Annotated in this window: 14 protein-coding genes and 1 tRNA gene; 11 read left to right on the forward strand and 4 right to left on the reverse strand. The window is 63.4% G+C overall.

The window, feature by feature from the left end; genetic code table 11:
• From VN047_RS07190 to VN047_RS07235, 10 genes are all read left to right on the forward strand, one after another.
• Positions 1-528 (forward strand): exosortase C-terminal domain/associated protein EpsI (locus tag VN047_RS07190; protein ID WP_325541449.1); only part of this gene is annotated, 528 nt, incomplete at its 5' end.
• A gap of 12 nt (positions 529-540) precedes the next feature.
• The gene (locus VN047_RS07195) at positions 541-2,436 is read left to right on the forward strand and encodes an XrtA/PEP-CTERM system amidotransferase (protein ID WP_325541450.1); all 1,896 of its coding nucleotides are present in this window, start codon (positions 541-543) and stop codon (positions 2,434-2,436) included.
• A 225-nt stretch (positions 2,437-2,661) separates the two neighbouring features.
• A complete protein-coding gene (locus tag VN047_RS07200) occupies positions 2,662-3,846 on the forward strand; it encodes a GNAT family N-acetyltransferase (protein ID WP_325541451.1) in 1,185 nt (394 codons plus the stop codon).
• Positions 3,843-4,709 carry a cupin-like domain-containing protein gene (locus VN047_RS07205; RefSeq protein ID WP_325541452.1) on the forward strand — a complete coding sequence of 289 codons (867 nt, stop codon included), beginning with the start codon at positions 3,843-3,845 and terminating at the stop codon, positions 4,707-4,709. The genes VN047_RS07200 and VN047_RS07205 overlap by 4 nt, the downstream gene beginning before the upstream one ends.
• 82 nt (positions 4,710-4,791) lie before the next feature.
• The gene (infA, locus tag VN047_RS07210; protein ID WP_010162480.1) at positions 4,792-5,010 is read left to right on the forward strand and encodes a translation initiation factor IF-1; all 219 of its coding nucleotides are present in this window, start codon (positions 4,792-4,794) and stop codon (positions 5,008-5,010) included.
• A complete protein-coding gene (locus VN047_RS07215) occupies positions 5,007-5,597 on the forward strand; it encodes a nucleoside triphosphate pyrophosphatase (protein WP_325541453.1) in 591 nt (196 codons plus the stop codon). The genes infA and VN047_RS07215 overlap by 4 nt, the downstream gene beginning before the upstream one ends.
• Entirely contained in the window at positions 5,590-6,582 is a 993-nt protein-coding gene (locus VN047_RS07220) for a ribonuclease (protein ID WP_325541454.1), read from the forward strand. The genes VN047_RS07215 and VN047_RS07220 overlap by 8 nt, the downstream gene beginning before the upstream one ends.
• Positions 6,572-6,754 carry a DNA gyrase inhibitor YacG gene (locus tag VN047_RS07225; protein ID WP_325541455.1) on the forward strand — a complete coding sequence of 61 codons (183 nt, stop codon included), beginning with the start codon at positions 6,572-6,574 and terminating at the stop codon, positions 6,752-6,754. The genes VN047_RS07220 and VN047_RS07225 overlap by 11 nt, the downstream gene beginning before the upstream one ends.
• A gap of 95 nt (positions 6,755-6,849) precedes the next feature.
• A tRNA-Phe gene (locus tag VN047_RS07230) sits at positions 6,850-6,925 on the forward strand.
• A 221-nt stretch (positions 6,926-7,146) separates the two neighbouring features.
• Entirely contained in the window at positions 7,147-9,696 is a 2,550-nt protein-coding gene (locus VN047_RS07235) for a TonB-dependent receptor (RefSeq protein ID WP_325541456.1), read from the forward strand.
• 115 nt (positions 9,697-9,811) lie between these two features.
• On the opposite strand, the gene VN047_RS07240 is transcribed toward VN047_RS07235, so the two are convergent.
• A complete protein-coding gene (locus VN047_RS07240) occupies positions 9,812-12,781 on the reverse strand; it encodes a TonB-dependent receptor (RefSeq protein ID WP_325541457.1) in 2,970 nt (989 codons plus the stop codon).
• A 435-nt stretch (positions 12,782-13,216) separates the two neighbouring features.
• Here VN047_RS07240 and folE point away from each other — a divergent pair, with 435 nt between their 5' ends.
• Positions 13,217-13,819, forward strand: a complete 603-nt coding sequence (gene folE, locus VN047_RS07245) for a GTP cyclohydrolase I FolE (RefSeq protein ID WP_325541458.1) — start codon at positions 13,217-13,219, stop codon at positions 13,817-13,819.
• Between the two features lie 236 nt (positions 13,820-14,055).
• On the opposite strand, the gene rplI is transcribed toward folE, so the two are convergent.
• The 3 genes from rplI to VN047_RS07260 all read right to left on the reverse strand — a co-directional run.
• Entirely contained in the window at positions 14,056-14,685 is a 630-nt protein-coding gene (rplI, locus tag VN047_RS07250) for a 50S ribosomal protein L9 (protein ID WP_325541459.1), read from the reverse strand.
• Positions 14,686-14,698: 13 nt separating this feature from the next.
• Positions 14,699-14,923 (reverse strand): 30S ribosomal protein S18, encoded by a 225-nt coding sequence (gene rpsR, locus VN047_RS07255; RefSeq protein WP_037517582.1) that lies wholly within the window; start codon positions 14,921-14,923, stop codon positions 14,699-14,701.
• Positions 14,924-14,934: 11 nt separating this feature from the next.
• Positions 14,935-15,096, reverse strand: a 162-nt coding sequence (locus VN047_RS07260; protein WP_414712676.1) for a 30S ribosomal protein S6, incomplete at its 5' end; no start/stop codon positions are given.

Consider the following 15,096-nt stretch of genomic DNA (forward strand, 5'->3'; position numbering starts at 1 on the left):
CCGCTGCCCGCGACGATGGCGGTCGAGGCGGCACCGGGATGGCGCGACGTGCGTGTCGGCGGCACCGCATGGGCGCCGCGCTTCGACGGCGCCGACCAGCGGTTGCTCCGCCAGTTCGCCAACGACAAGGGGCAGGTCGTGACGGTCGCGATCGGCGGCTACGAACGTCAGGCCGAAGGGCGCGAGGTCGTCGCTTACGGGCAGGGCGCGATCGACCCCGACGGCAAATGGGCGTGGAGTGCGGCGCTCGCTCCGGTCGATGGTGCAAAGACCGAGCGGCTGCTCCACCCCGGTCCGGTGCTGCGCGATGCTGCCACATGGTATGTCGTCGACGGCAAGGCGACGGGGAGCCCGCGCGCCGCAAAGTTCGCCGGTCTTGGCGCGCGATTGCTCGGCGGCGATCCGCGCGCGCTCTCGCTCATCGTATCGAGCGAAGCGCGGCAGGGCGGCCGCAATGCGATAGAGGATTTCGTTTCCGCGTCGGGTGGAGTCAACGCCATGGCTGACCGCGCGCTGAAAACCCGCTAGGTCTGGCTGCACATGTGTGGGATCGCGGGCATTTATCATCTCGAAACGGCGAAGCCGGTCGACCCCGCGCGACTGCGCGCGATGCTGCATCCGATGAGTCATCGCGGTCCCGACGGATCGGGTGAATGGACCGCCCCCGGCGTCGGCCTTGCGCATCTCCGCCTCTCGATCATCGATATCGCCGGCAGCCCGCAACCGATGGCGAGCGACGACGAGCTCGTCACGCTCACCTACAACGGCGAAATCTACAATTTCCGCGAGCTTCGCGCCGAGCTTGAGGATCGCGGCCACCGCTTCCGCACCAGCGGCGATACCGAGGTCATCATCGCGGCGTGGCGCCAATGGGGACCCGACTGTCTCGCGCGCCTCAACGGCATGTTCGCCTTTGCGATCCACGACCATCAGCGCGGCTGTCTGTTCCTCGCCCGCGACCGGCTGGGGGTCAAGCCGCTCCACCATGTCCGGCTGTCGGACGGATCGGTCGCGTTCGCATCGGAGCTGAAGGGGCTGCTCCGCAACCCGTTGCTGCGACAGGAAGCCAATCTGACCGCAATCGAGGATTTCCTCGCCTTCGGTTACGTTCCAGACGATAACTGCATCGTCGCAGGGGTCGAAAAACTGCCTGCCGGGCATTTTCTGATGCTCGAACGCGGCAAACCCGTTCCGGCGCCGACGCGCTGGTGGGCGCCTGATTTTTCGAAGCGCATCCGTGCGAGCGAGGGCGAGGCGGCCGAACATCTCGTCCATCTGATGCGCGCCGCGGTGACCGACCGCATGATATCCGACGTCCCGCTCGGAGCGTTTCTGTCGGGCGGGGTCGACAGCAGCGCGGTCGTCGCCCTGATGGCGGAAGCGAGCGCAAAGGCAGTCAAGACCTGCACGATCGGCTTCGACCAGGCGGCGCTCGACGAAACTGCCTATGCGCAGCAGATCGCCGAACGCTTCGCGACCGACCACCGGACGCGCACCGTGTCATCGGGCGATTTCGCGCTCGTCGACAAAATTGCCGACATGTTCGACGAACCCTTTGCCGACGCGAGCGCGCTGCCGACCTATCGCGTTTGCGAACTCGCGCGCGAAGAGGTGACGGTCGCGCTCTCGGGCGACGGCGCCGACGAGGCGTTCGCGGGTTATCGTCGACTGGTGTTCCAGCATCAGGAAGAAAGGCTGCGCGGGCTGATCCCCGGCTTTCTGCGTCGCGGCGTGCTCGGCCCGCTGTCGCGCGTCTGGCCGCAGATGGACTGGGCGCCGCGGCCCTTGCGCGCCCGCGCCACGCTCGCGAGCCTGTCGAAAAGCGGGGCCGAGGGCTATGCCGAAGCGGTCGGCGTCACGGGCATCGCGCAACGCTCGCGCCTGTTCAACGACGCGGCGCATCATGCGCTTGGCGATCATGTCGCCGAGACGCGATACTGGAAGGCGATGGCCGAGGCGCCCGCGCGCGAGCCGCTCGACCGCGCCCAATATGCCGATATGCAGATCTGGCTGCCCGGCGATATCCTGACCAAGACCGACCGGATGAGCATGGCGGTCAGCCTCGAGGCGCGCGAGCCCTTGCTCGACTACCGGCTGATCGAATTCGCCGCGAGCCTGCCTGCGTCGATGCGCGTCAGGCGCGGGACGGGCAAGGCGATCATGAAGCAGGCGATGGAACGCTATCTGCCGCACGACATCCTCTACCGTCCCAAGATGGGTTTCGTGACGCCGGTGTCGCACTGGTTCCGCGGGCCGCTGGTGGAGCAGGCGAAAGCGCTCGCGACCTCGTCGACGCTCGCCCGCGCGGGCTGGTTCGACATGGGAGAGATCGAACGAATCGTCGCCGCACACCAGTCGGGCCGCCGCGATCACGGCCGGCTGATCTGGCAATTCTTCATGCTGGAAAAATCGCTGGCGAAGCTGTTCGGGATTTGATGCTTTGCGACCGCATTGGGGGTGGCTTTCTGCCATTCGTCATCCCGGACTTGATCCGGGATCCACCGCAGCGCTGAAGTCATGGACCCCGGATCAGGTCCGGGGCGACGATGAAAGAGATGCAGCTTTGGTCGCAACCCGCCGTTCCATAGTCGGGGTTCCGACGGGTAATACGGCGTCGAATCGCCACCCGTTCTTAACGCTTCGCTGCTAGGCTCGCTCCCGATGACGGTCCACCCCGCCTTTCCCGCAAGCTCCATCGAAACGGCTCCGCTGACGGTGCGCGTCGTCGATCCCCTGACGCTGTCGGACGACCTTGCCGCCGCATGGGACCGATTGGCCGACGAGGCGAGCGAGCCCAATCCCTTTGCCGAGCGCTGGTGTCTGCAGTCGGCGCTTCACCTGCTCGATCCCGACCGGCACGCCCGGCTGATACTCGTGCGCGATGGCAGCGACGGGCCGCTGATCGGGATTATGCCGATCGCGTCCGCGACGCACTACGGCCGTCTGCCGCTACGCCACGTCACGGGCTGGGCGCATCCCAATCATTTTCATGGCGCCCCGCTGGTTCGCGCCGGGTTCGAACGCCTGTTCTGGTCGATCCTGCTCGGCTGGTGCGATGCCGCGCCATGGGCGCAGACGCTGGTGCATGTGCCGCGGCTGACCGGGGATGGCCCATTGCACCGCGCGCTGGTGGAGGTAGCGCGCGGGCGCGGCGGCGCGGCCGAGGTCGTGCACCGCGAGGGACGCGCGCTGCTCGAAAGCCGGCTGTCGCCGGCCGAATATTGGGATGATGCGGTGCGCGCGAAAAAGCGCAAGGAACTGCGCCGGCAGGCGAACCGGCTCTCGGAACTTGGCGAGACGGGCTTTCGCCGCTGGCAACCGGGCGAGCCTGTGGAATCGTGGATCGACGCCTTTCTCGCCCTCGAGGCGCGGGGCTGGAAAGGCGCGGCGGGTTCGGCGCTCGCGAGTCACGGCGATACCGAAGCCTGGTTCCGCGCGATCCTGTCGACCGCCGCAGAGGCGGGCCGGCTCGACATGCGCGCGCTCGATCTGGACGGCAGGCCGCTCGCGATGCTGGTGAACTTTCTCTGCCCGCCCGGCGGCTTTTCGTTCAAGACCGCGTTCGACGAGGATTATGCCCGCTTCTCGCCCGGAGTATTGCTGCAGCAGGCGAACCTCGACCTGCTGGACGATCCGCATATATCGTGGGTCGACAGCTGCGCGGCGCCCGGCCATCCGATGATCGACAGCGTCTGGCGCGAACGCCGCGCGCTGGTGTGGGTCAATGCGCCCCTGTCGGGCCCCGTCGATCGGCTGCGCTACGCCATGCTGACGCGGGCGGAGCGATTCTGGCGGCGCTGGAGGGGCGCCGCGTCGCCCGAAAATGAAACGGAAAGTTCTTCATGACCGCGCATCAGCCGATCGCCCGACCCGTATTTCCTTCCGAAACGCTAGAGCGGATGGCGGCGCTTTATCCGCTGCAGGCGGGGTTGTTGCATCACCATCTTCCCGACCACCCCTTGCTGTCGCTCGAAGCGCTGGCAAAGCTTGGCGAACGCCTGCCGGCGAGCGAGGTCGAATATAATCCGGGCGATGTTCCGATCGGCATCCGGCCCGAGGATATCCCCTCGAACGGCCTTTCGATCGGCGAGACGATCCGCACGATCGATACCAACGGCAGCTGGGCGGTGCTCAAGAATATCGAGAATGTCGATGTTTATCGCACGCTGCTGCTCGATCTGCTCGGCGAACTCGAACCCCTCGTGACCCCGCGTACCGGCGCGATGCTGACGCCGCAGGGTTTTGTCTTCATCTCGTCGCCCGGCTCGATCACGCCCTTCCATTTCGATCCCGAGCACAACATCCTGCTCCAGCTACGCGGAACGAAGGTGATGCATGTCTGGCCCGCCGGCGACGAACGGTTCGCGCATCGCCGCGAGCATGAACGCTATCACACCGGCGGTCATCGCAACCTGCCGTGGGAGGAAGATTACAAGGACGACGCGCAGCAGGTGCCGCTCGGTCCGGGCGACGCGGTGCTGATGCCCGTGATGGCGCCGCATTTCGTCGCTAACGGCGAAGCGCCGTCGATTTCGCTGTCGATTACCTGGCGCAGCGAATGGAGTTATCGCGAATCCGAAGCGCACGCCGCCAACGCCGCGCTGCGCCGCATGGGGCTCGATCCGCAAATGCCGCCACGCTGGCCGAGCTATGCTTGGATGAAGACCGTCATCTGGAGGGGCGCGCGCAAGCTGCGTCTCGTCGAATGATCCCTGTGACAGATTGCTTTCAATTGCGGCCAATTGCGGTTATGGGCGCGCATCCTTCGAATTCGAGCCAATAAGAGGACTGATGGCGAAAGAAGAACTTCTGGAAATGCGCGGCCAGGTGGTCGAACTGCTGCCCAACGCGATGTTTCGCGTCAAACTGGAAAACGACCACGAGATTCTGGGCCATACGGCCGGCAAGATGCGCAAGAATCGCATCCGTGTGCTGGTCGGCGACGAAGTGCTCGTCGAACTCACGCCCTATGACCTGACCAAGGGTCGGATCACCTATCGCTTCAAGTGAGCGGCGCGACGATACCTCCCGCGCTGGTTCTGGCCTCGACGTCACCGCGCCGGCGCGAATTGCTGGCGCGGATCGGCCTTGAGCCCGCCCGCATCGCGGCTCCTGAAATCGACGAGACGCCGCTGAAGGGCGAGCTTCCGCGCGACTATGTCGCCCGGCTGGCCAGAGCCAAGGCACTTGCCGTTGAGCGCGCGCCGGAAGAGGTGGTGCTCGCGGGCGATACGACCGTCGCGGTGGGCCGCCGCATATTGGAAAAGCCCGCCGACGAGGCTGACCTGCGCCGGATGCTCGGGCTCCTCTCCGGCCGCCGTCACCATGTCTATTCGGGCATTTGCGTTGTCGGGGCCGATGGAAAAGCCCGGACGCGCGTCGTCGATACGGTCGTTGCGTTCAAGGTGTTGGGCGCCATCGAGATCGACAGTTATGTCGCGAGCGGCGAGGGGATGGGCAAGGCGGGCGGCTATGCGATCCAGGGCCGTGCCGAAACCTTCGTCCGGTTCCTGTCTGGCAGCCATTCGAACGTCGTCGGCCTGCCGCTTTTCGAGGCGCGGACGCTGCTCACCGGCGCGGGAATCCCGCTTGGCTGAGTGGCTGTACGAAGCCGGGATCGGCGAGGCGCGCGCGGCGCTGGTCGAAAATGGCGAAATCATCGAGGCGCGGATCGAACGCGAAGGCGAGGGGCCGCGCGTCGGCGCGGTACTCGCGGCGAAGCTGGTCGAGGCCGGCCGGGGCGGCAAGGGTGCGCTGATCGCGCTCGACTGGCCCGGCACGCCGCACGCGACGCTCGCCGGCTTGCCCCCCTCGACCTCGACCGGCGCGAAGATCATTGTCGAAATCACCCGCATGCCCCTGCGCGAACGCGCGCGCGACAAGCCCGCGCGAGCAAGGATGGCGGAAGCCGGAGCGGAGATTGCTGATGGTCCCGACCTCCGAAGCCGGATTGCAGCGAAGGGCGAGCGCGTTGCTGACCTGGGTGCGGCCGATGCCGACCGCCTCGAACAGGCAGGGTGGTCCGAACTGATCGACTGCGTCCGCACCGGCCATTGGCCGTTCGCGGGCGGCGCGCTCTGGGTCGATGCCACGCCTGCGATGCTGCTGATCGATATCGACGGAGAGGGTGAAGCGCTGACGCTCGCCAGGGCGGGCGCTGCTGCCGCGGCCGCCGTAATTCGCCGCTGCGGCATCGGCGGCTCGATCGGCATCGACTTTCCGTCGCTGCCAGATCGCGCCGGACGGCAGGCGATCGATGCAGCGATCGATGCTGCGTTGCCGCAGCCGTTCGAGCGCACCGCAGTCAACGGCTTCGGCTTCATGCAGATCATTCGCCGCCGCGATCGTCCGTCGCTGATCGAGCAAATCCGTCTCGACCCCGTTGCAACCGACGCGGCACTGCTGCTGCGACAGGCAGAACGCGCGGTCGGGACGGGCGTATTGAGACTGACCGCGCGCGCCGGCGTGATCGACCATATCGCCGCGCACGCCCACTGGATCGACACGCTGCAGAATCGCACCGGCCGCGCCGTCCACCTGGAGCGCGATCCGGCCGTCAAAGGAGTGGGCCATGCCCAGTAAATCCCCGCGCTGCCCGCTGTGCGGCAAACCGCGCGACCCTGAATTCAAGCCCTTCTGCGGCCGCGGTTGCCGCGACCGTGATCTTCTGAACTGGTTTGGCGAGGGCTATCGCGTGCCGGTCGATCAGGCGCCCGACGGCACCGCCGATGACGACCGTTTCGACGAGGGATAATCGTCAAATCGAAGGCGAAGAAAGGTGCTGGACAGGACGCAATGCCCTGCCTATAGCCGCCGCTCGCCAGCGCGGCCGACCGGCCGCAGCGGTTTGCCTGGGTAGCTCAGTTGGTAGAGCATGCGACTGAAAATCGCAGTGTCGGCGGTTCGATCCCGTCCCCAGGCACCACTTTCTCCGCATCGTCATTTGTAATTTTTTGTGACAGTCGGGTTACGCCTTCCGTAACGTAAACTGTTGCTTTTGTGCCACTAACATACAGAAAATCCGGAGTTTCACGTGCGTGTGCGTTGACGCCGCGGGGCGGTGCGTTAGACCAATCAGTCACTACCGGGCATCTCCCGACAAGCTTCTGGCTGCGCTTCGGTGGTTTTGGAGAGAGAGACATCATCATGACTTTGCGCAACATATTGTTGGGCGCCACCGTGCTGTGTGCCGCCACCACCCCCGCCTATGCCTTCGCCCAGGACGCCGCTCCGGCCGAGCCGGCAACGACCAATGATGTCACGGATTATGGCAACGACATCATCGTCACCGCCAGCAAGCGCTCGCAGACGCTGCAGGACACGCCCGTTGCCGTATCGGTGACGTCGGCAGCCCAGCTTGAAGACGCGCAGATTCGCGATCTCATCGACCTGCAGACAGCGGTCCCGAGCCTTCGCGTGTCGCAGCTCCAGTCGAGTGCGAACACCAACTTCATCATCCGCGGCTTCGGCAACGGTGCGAACAACGCGGGTATCGAACCGTCGGTGGGCGTGTTTATCGACGGCGTCTATCGTTCGCGTTCGGCCGCCCAGATCGGGGACCTTCCCAACGTCGAGCGCATCGAAGTGCTGCGCGGCCCGCAATCGACGCTGTTCGGCAAGAACGCCTCGGCGGGCGTGATCAGCATCGTCACGCAAAAGCCGCAGTTCGAATTCGGCGGCTCGGCCGAAGTCACCTATGGCAATTATGACGCGATCACCGTCAAGGGCGACGTGACCGGTCCGATCAGCGACACCATCGCCTTCTCGATCGGCGGGAATTACAACCGCCGCGACGGTTATGCGCAGGACCTTAACCTCGACACCGACGTCAACGACCGCAACCGCTGGGGCGTTCGCGGCCAGCTTCTGTTCGAACCGACCGACGCGCTCTCGATCCGCCTGATCGGCGACTATGACAAGATCGACGAAAATTGCTGCATCGCGGGCAATGTCATCGCCGGCCCGACCGTCGCGATCACCGACTTTCTTGTGGGCGGTCCCAGTGTCGATCGCGAAAATCCGTTTTCGTACAATGTTTACAACAACTTCCTGTCGACTAACAGGATCGAGAATTACGGCGGTTCGGCGCAGATCGATTATGATCTCGGCAATCTCGCGCTGACCTCGATCACCGCCTATCGCAAGGTACAGGCCGATACGAACCAGGATTCGGACTTCACCGCAGCCGATCTGATCGGCGAAAAGAGCGACAATGTCGGAATCGATACCTTCACGCAGGAAATCCGCCTGACGTCGGATTTCGACGGTCCGCTCAACTTCCTGCTCGGCGGCTATTATTTCAATGAAAAGGTGAAACAGCAGAGCGCGATCAAGTTCGGCGAGGACTTCCGCGACTATGGCGATGCGCTGATCCGCGCGGCAAGCGGTGGCGGGCTCAACGTGGCGACGCTGGAGGGGGCGCTCGGCGCGCCTTCCGGGTCCTTCTTCCGCGCCGGGACCGGCATGGATGAGGACTATCGCATGAAGAACGAGGCCTTCTCGATCTTCGGGACGGTCGATTTCGAAGTCACCGATCGTCTGACGCTGACCTTGGGCGGAAATTATACCAAGGACCGCAAGCGTTTTTCGGCGAATGTGGATAGCAACGATGTGTTCTCGAGCATCGATCTCGACGCGCCCGTCTATACGCCCTTCCGTCAGCTCCTGCTGGTTAATGCCGGCGTAGATCCCGCAACGGCCGCATTCCTCGCTGCCAATCCGACCGCGACGCTTCCCGACGGCAGCAGCGCCAATCCGCTCGCCGGGCTGAAGCCGTTCCAGTTCCTGCCGCCGTTCCTCGACGTTCCGAACGAGGTTGAAAGCGGCAAGACGAGCGACAGCGACTTCTCGTACAGCGTTCGCGCCGCTTATGAGCTCACCGACACGGTCAACGTCTATGCGACCTATGGGACGGGCTTCAAGGCGAGCTCGATCAACCTGTCGCGCGACAGCCGTCCGCTTGCCGCCGACCTGCCGGCGATCATCGCCGCCGGTCGTGGCCTTCCGAACCTTGTCGCGGGTTCGCGTTATGCGGCGCCCGAGGAATCGACGGTTTACGAAGTCGGCCTGAAGGGCCAGTGGGACGTCGCGGCGGTGAATATCGCGGTGTTCAAACAGTCGATCAAGGGCTTCCAGTCGAACGTCTTCACCGGCACCGGCTTCGCACTCGCGAACGCCGGCAAGCAGTCGACCTTCGGGATCGAGTTCGACGGTTCGGTGCGTCCGGTCGCCGGGCTCAACCTGACGCTGGCAGCGACCTATCTCGATGCCAAGTATGACAGCTTTGTCGCTTCGGCGTTCGGTGACATCTCGGGTACGAAGCCTGCCGGTATCCCCGAACTGTCGATGTCGATGGGCGCGACCTACACCCACGAATTCGGCAGCGGTATCAAGGCGATCGCGCATGTCGATTATGCCTATGAGAGCCCGACCCAGATCGTTGAGGGTCTGAGCGGCTTCGGATCGGACGAGCAGGGACTGCTGATCGCAAAGCAGTTCAAGCGCGAAGTGAACTCGCTCAATGCGTCGTTCACGATCCGCCTCACCAACGGCCTCGACGTCGGCGTGTGGGGCCGCAACCTCACCAACGCGCAATATCTGACGACGATCTTCCCGGCCGTCGCCCAGTCGGGCAGCGTCTCGGGTTATCCGAGCCAGCCGCGCACCTATGGCGGCACCGTTCGCTTCAAATTCTGATCGCCTGCGGCCGGGCGGTCGAACGCTCCGGCCCCGGCGGCAGCAGGGCAAAAAGAAACCCCGGCCTCTCGATCGAGAGGCCGGGGCTTTTTTGTCGGCGGTTTAAGCCGCCGGCTTAGAACTTCACGCCCGCTCCGATGCCGTAACGGCGGGGTTCGAGGGTGAAGATATTGGTGAACAGACCCGATGACTGATCGGTCAGATACAGGCCGGTGGTTGCGTTATTGTCGAAGATATTCTGGATGAAAGCACGGACATACCAGCGGTCGTCGGTGCCGTTGAGCTGGAGCTGTGCATTTGCCTGGGCATAGCCCTTCACCTTGTTCACGCGGCCGTTGAAGATATTGCCATAGCTGTCGCCCGTGTAGGTGAGGTCAAGACGCGGGACGAGCGACATGCCGCCGGAGAAATTGACGGTATGCTGGACACCGGCCGAGAATTTGAAATTCGGTGCCTGCGGCAAGGAATTGCCCTTGATGCTGACCGGCACGCCACCGCCATAGACGGTGATAGCACCCCCCGTTCCTGCGGCGGCGGTTTCCAGCGTGGCGCAGCTGCTGAACGCGCCCGTTGCTGCGCCGAGGTTGGCATCGGACGGAAAGGGCGTCGGACCGCGCAGCCCCTGAGTGTTGGGGTCGTTTGCGGGCGCCAGACCGCGCGAGGCATTGATCGCGGTATTGACGCTGGTCACGAACCCGTCTGCGACGGCCTGACCGCCGACGTTGGCGACAACGGCGCAATTGAACGCCTGGCTGATATCCTTGATGATGACTGAATTGGCGAGACCGCCCGAAGGGTCACGTTGGTTGACGAACAGCTTGTCGTCGGTGACCTTGGTCTTCAGATAGCTGAACCCCAAGTTGAACAGCCAGTCGGGATCGGGACGGATCATGGCTTCGGCCTCGAAACCATAGATGTCGGCATCGACATTGTCGTTAACCGAGGTTCGCGCGACGATGCGGCTTAGCTGCAGACCCTTATATTTGTAATAGAAGCCGGTCAGGTTGAGCTGAAGCGCGCCGTTGCCGAAGGTGTTCTTCGATCCGATTTCAAACGCATCGATGATTTCCGGCGCGAATGTTTCCGTGACCCCCGGGACACTGAATTGCAGCGCGGGGTTGATACCGCCTGATTTATATCCTCGCGAATAGGACGCGTAGAGCAGATTGTCTTCGGTGAGCTTGAAATCGACCACCGCGCGGCCCGTCAATTCATCGAACTTCTGGGTCCGGTCGCGGAACCGCTGCGCACCGGGCAGGCCGCCGACGCCCGAATCTGCATCATAGGTGCCGGCATAGGGCGAATTGAAGATGTCGCCGGTCGTTCCATAGGGAACCAGGAATGACGCCAGCGTGGAGTTGGAAAGGTCGCGCTTCTTGTCGTTGTTGTAGCGCAGGCCGACGGTGAATTTCAGCCGGTCGCTTGCCTCGAAATAGGCTTCGCCGAAAATGCCGTAGGAATTAAGCGTCAGGCTTTCGTTGTGATTCTTGAAATAGGGCGAGCCGAGGAAAGATGGCGGACGCCCGGTCGAAAGTGCGGTGAAAGTGCCGAACAACGAAGCGAAATAGTCGATCGGGAAGGCGTTGACATAATAGTCGACGTTGGTTGATTTCGATTTGGCGTAGATGCCGCCGAGCAGGAGGTTGAACGGGCCATCGAAATCGCTGCTGATGATCGCTTCGGTCGACCAGCTTTCATATCTGCCGACCGATCGGTCGAACGCCAGCGCGTTGTCACCGCACACCGCGTCGCCGCCAAAGACGCCCAACCCGTTGGGATTGGTGTTCGACGTGCACAGCTTGCCGGTCGGCCCGTCGGGGATCAGCGCGGCCGCGATCGGCGCGAAATAGGCGCTCGAGCCCGGCGCGCCGGGAATGCCGTTCGCAGCCAGAAAGGCCAGCGCGTTCAGGCCAGGCTGGATTGTCGCGCGATTGGCGACATCGAGGTTGTAGTCCTGACGCGAATCGACGCGGGTACGCTGATAGAGCCCGGTCAGACTCAGGTTGATCGTGCCGAAGCTATGGTCGAGATGGGCCTGCGCCTGAATTTCGTCGGTGAAATATTCGGGCGTGAAGTCGGTGTTGACGGTGCGGACGTCGGCCGGTTCGATCGCGCCGGCATTGGAATCCGCGCCGTAGAGGCTGCCTGTGCCGAGACCGAGCAACGGCGAGATGCCATTCAGCGCGAAGACCTCGCGCGATCCCAGTACGCTGGGGAACGTCGCATTACCGTTGACCTTGGCGGCGTCGCGGCGATTGTTCAGACAGCCAAGGATGCCGGTCGGATCGCGCTGACAGAACTGCTTCTGGATGCGCAGGCGGTCATCCTTTTCGCGGAAATAATAACCCATCAAGTCGAGGGTCGTATTGGGGCCGGGCTCCCAGCGCAGCGAACCCCGGACCGCATACATGTCGCGACCGTCGATGTCGTTGCCGTCGAACAGATTCTTCGTGTAGCCGCCACGCTTCAGATAGAAGCCCGCGGCGCGCAGGGCGATCGTGTCGCCCAGCGGGATGTTCACCATCCCCTTCACTTTCCATGCGTCGAAATTGCCATATTCGCCATCGGCGCTCGCCAGAAACTCACCCGTTTTCGGCTTGGCGGTGACGAAGTTGACCACGCCCGAGGTCGCATTGCGGCCGAACAGCGTGCCTTGCGGCCCACGCAGCACTTCGACGCGCTCCAGATCGAAATACTCGGTTTCGAAGATGCGGGTATTGAACAGCGGCGAGCCGTTCACATGGATTGCGGTCGCGCTGTCGCAACTCGATCCGACGCACAGATCGCCAATGCCGCGGATCGTAAAGCTCGATCCGGTGAAGTTGCCTTTGGAAAAAGTGACGTTGGGAAGGGTGAGCTGAAGGTCTGAAGCATTGTCGATTTGCTGCTTTTCGAGGGCTTCTGCCGAAAAGGCGCTGACCGCGATGGGAACGTCCTGCAATCGTTCCGACTGGCGTTGCGCCGTGACGACGATTTCGCCGCCGAAAGCATCGCGTTCCACTTCACCCGCCGCGTCCTGCGCCAAAGCCGGCGTCGCCACCGTCATCGCAAGGATCGACGTTCCGATCAGTGCCTTGAACTTCATCTATAGCCTCCCTTTTTCGAACCCGCGCAGTGCGGGGCCGCCCAACATCAAATTGTGGTAAGGGGAGGGGATGTGATCCCACGTGGCAAAGGACACCGCGCCGCAATGGCCGGGTGCCCGGGTGTATCCCACTTGCCAGCTGCGCTGGTCATCGTCCTCTCCCACCGGCGTCGGGGAAAAACGCCGGCCTCTCCGGAATACGACCCGCTTGAGCGGGTTCTGTATGGTGCAAAGGTGCGCCGAGTTGACGAAAGCGTCAAGTGGCTTGTTCGGCTCAAAAAAGGACGCGAAACCGCGCCTCTTGGAAAGTGGAAAAAGCCAAGATTCCGCAACGTAAACTTCGCGGGCGGGCATAAATTCTTGTGGTCGGGGCCTTGCTTATCGGCTCTGGCGGGGCGAAATGTGCGACAAGATGGCAACAGTGAAAGCGGGGCGATGAGCGACGACAAGACCGAATTGGGACCGGACGGCAAGGTGATCGTGCCGGACCATGTCGCGGACGCCGTGCGGACGCTGATCGAATGGGCCGGCGACGACCCCGCGCGCGAAGGCCTGCTCGATACGCCCCGACGCGTTGCACGCGCGTGGAAGGAATATTGTTCGGGCTATGCCGACGATCCGGCGCTTCACCTGTCGCGCACGTTCCAGGAAGTCGGCGGCTATGACGAGATCGTGCTGCTGCGCGATATTCCGTTCCAGTCGCATTGCGAGCATCATATGGCGCCGATCACGGGCAAGGCGTCGATCGCCTACCTGCCGCGCGACCGCGTCGTCGGCATTTCGAAGCTCGCTCGCGTTCTCAACGGCTTTGCCCGGCGGCTGCAGGTACAGGAACGGCTGACGGCAGAGGTCGCGCGCTGCATCTGGGACAATCTGCATCCGCAGGGCGTCGCAGTGGTCATCGACGCGCAACATGGATGCATGACGGGGCGCGGCGTACGCACCCCCGGCGTGGGCATGGTCACGAGCCGCCTGCTCGGCTGCTTCCTCGACGACGAGCGCAGCCGGAAGGAAGTGTTGGCGTTGATGGGGTATTAAGGGGCAGATTTCGAACGGTTGCGGACTTATCTCTCATCGTCATCCCGGACTTGATCCGGGATCCATGGCCGCACCATCGTATGGATCCCGGATCAAGTCCGGGATGACGAAGGAGAGGGAACGAACGTCCGCTTTCCACCCCAAAGCTGACGCCTCCCAAACGCCCGTGCATCAAAGAAAAAGGCTCCGGAACACGGGTTCCGGAGCCTTTTCTGTCTCGTGCGAGATCGAAGGGTTTAGGCCTCTTCTTCCTCGTCCGCAGCCGGAGCTTCCTCGGCGGCCAGCTCCGAAGGCGGCGTCGCGTCTTCGAACTCGTCCTCGCTGTCGGGTTCCAGCGCCGTCGCAACCGCTTCGGCCTGTTCTTCCTCGAACATCGCGGCGATGACGTCGATGCCCTGCTTCTGCATTTCGGCTTCGTCAGGCGAGCGCGCGACGTTGACGCCGACGGTCACGGCGACCTCGGGGTGCAGCTTGACCTTGACGTCGACGAGGCCGAGCGCCTTGATCGGGCGCTCGAGTTCGACCATCGACTTGGTTACGCCTTCGACGCCGTCTTCGACAAGTGCATCGACGATGTCACGGACCGAAACCGAACCATAAAGCTGGCCGGTGTTCGACGCCTGGCGGATCAGGACGATCTGCTTGCCGTCGATGTCCTTGGAGCGGACTTCGGCTTCACCGCGGCGTTCGGCGTTGTCCGATTCGATCTTTGCGCGGTTCGCTTCGAACAGCTTGCGGTTCGCGTCGTTCGCGCGCAGCGCCTTGTTGTTAGGCAACAGATAGTTGCGGGCAAAGCCGTTCTTGACGGTGACGACATCGCCGATACCGCCCAGTTTCTCGATACGTTCGAGCAGGATGATTTCCATCGGTCCGCCCTCCTTACTTCACAATGTAGGGGAGCAGGCCGATGTGGCGCGAGCGCTTGATCGCCTTCGCCAGCTCACGCTGCTTCTTGGTGGACACCGCGGTGATCCGCGACGGGACGATCTTGCCACGCTCCGACAGGTAACCCTGGAGCAGGCGGACGTCCTTGTAATCGATGACCGGTGCGTCCTTCTGGCTGAAGGGGCAGGTCTTGCGGCGGCGGAAAAAGGGTCGTGCCATGATCGTTTTCCTTATTCTTCGCCGTCGCGGTCACGGCCGCGGCCGCCACGACGTTCCTGCTTGCGCATCATCACCGACGGACCCTTTTCGAGTTCGTCGACCTTGATGGTGAGCCAGCGGATGATATCTTCGTTGATCGCAGCCTGACGCTCGATCTCTGCGATGGCTTCGCC

This window comes from Sphingopyxis sp. (assembly GCF_035565275.1).
Classification (GTDB): domain Bacteria; phylum Pseudomonadota; class Alphaproteobacteria; order Sphingomonadales; family Sphingomonadaceae; genus Sphingopyxis.

Excerpts from the sequence above, each read along its gene's own strand:
- VN047_RS07225 (WP_325541455.1), top strand. The coding sequence starts at position 6,572 with ATGCCCAGTAAATCCCCGCGCTGCCCGCTGTGCGGCAAACCGCGCGAC.
- VN047_RS07205 (WP_325541452.1), top strand. The coding sequence starts at position 3,843 with ATGACCGCGCATCAGCCGATCGCCCGACCCGTATTTCCTTCCGAAACG.
- VN047_RS07200 (WP_325541451.1), top strand. The coding sequence starts at position 2,662 with ATGACGGTCCACCCCGCCTTTCCCGCAAGCTCCATCGAAACGGCTCCG.
- folE (WP_325541458.1), top strand. The coding sequence starts at position 13,217 with ATGAGCGACGACAAGACCGAATTGGGACCGGACGGCAAGGTGATCGTG.
- VN047_RS07240 (WP_325541457.1), bottom strand. The coding sequence starts at position 12,781 with ATGAAGTTCAAGGCACTGATCGGAACGTCGATCCTTGCGATGACGGTG.
- VN047_RS07235 (WP_325541456.1), top strand. The coding sequence starts at position 7,147 with ATGACTTTGCGCAACATATTGTTGGGCGCCACCGTGCTGTGTGCCGCC.
- VN047_RS07195 (WP_325541450.1), top strand. The coding sequence starts at position 541 with ATGTGTGGGATCGCGGGCATTTATCATCTCGAAACGGCGAAGCCGGTC.
- infA (WP_010162480.1), top strand. The coding sequence starts at position 4,792 with ATGGCGAAAGAAGAACTTCTGGAAATGCGCGGCCAGGTGGTCGAACTG.
- rplI (WP_325541459.1), bottom strand. The coding sequence starts at position 14,685 with ATGGAAATCATCCTGCTCGAACGTATCGAGAAACTGGGCGGTATCGGC.
- rpsR (WP_037517582.1), bottom strand. The coding sequence starts at position 14,923 with ATGGCACGACCCTTTTTCCGCCGCCGCAAGACCTGCCCCTTCAGCCAG.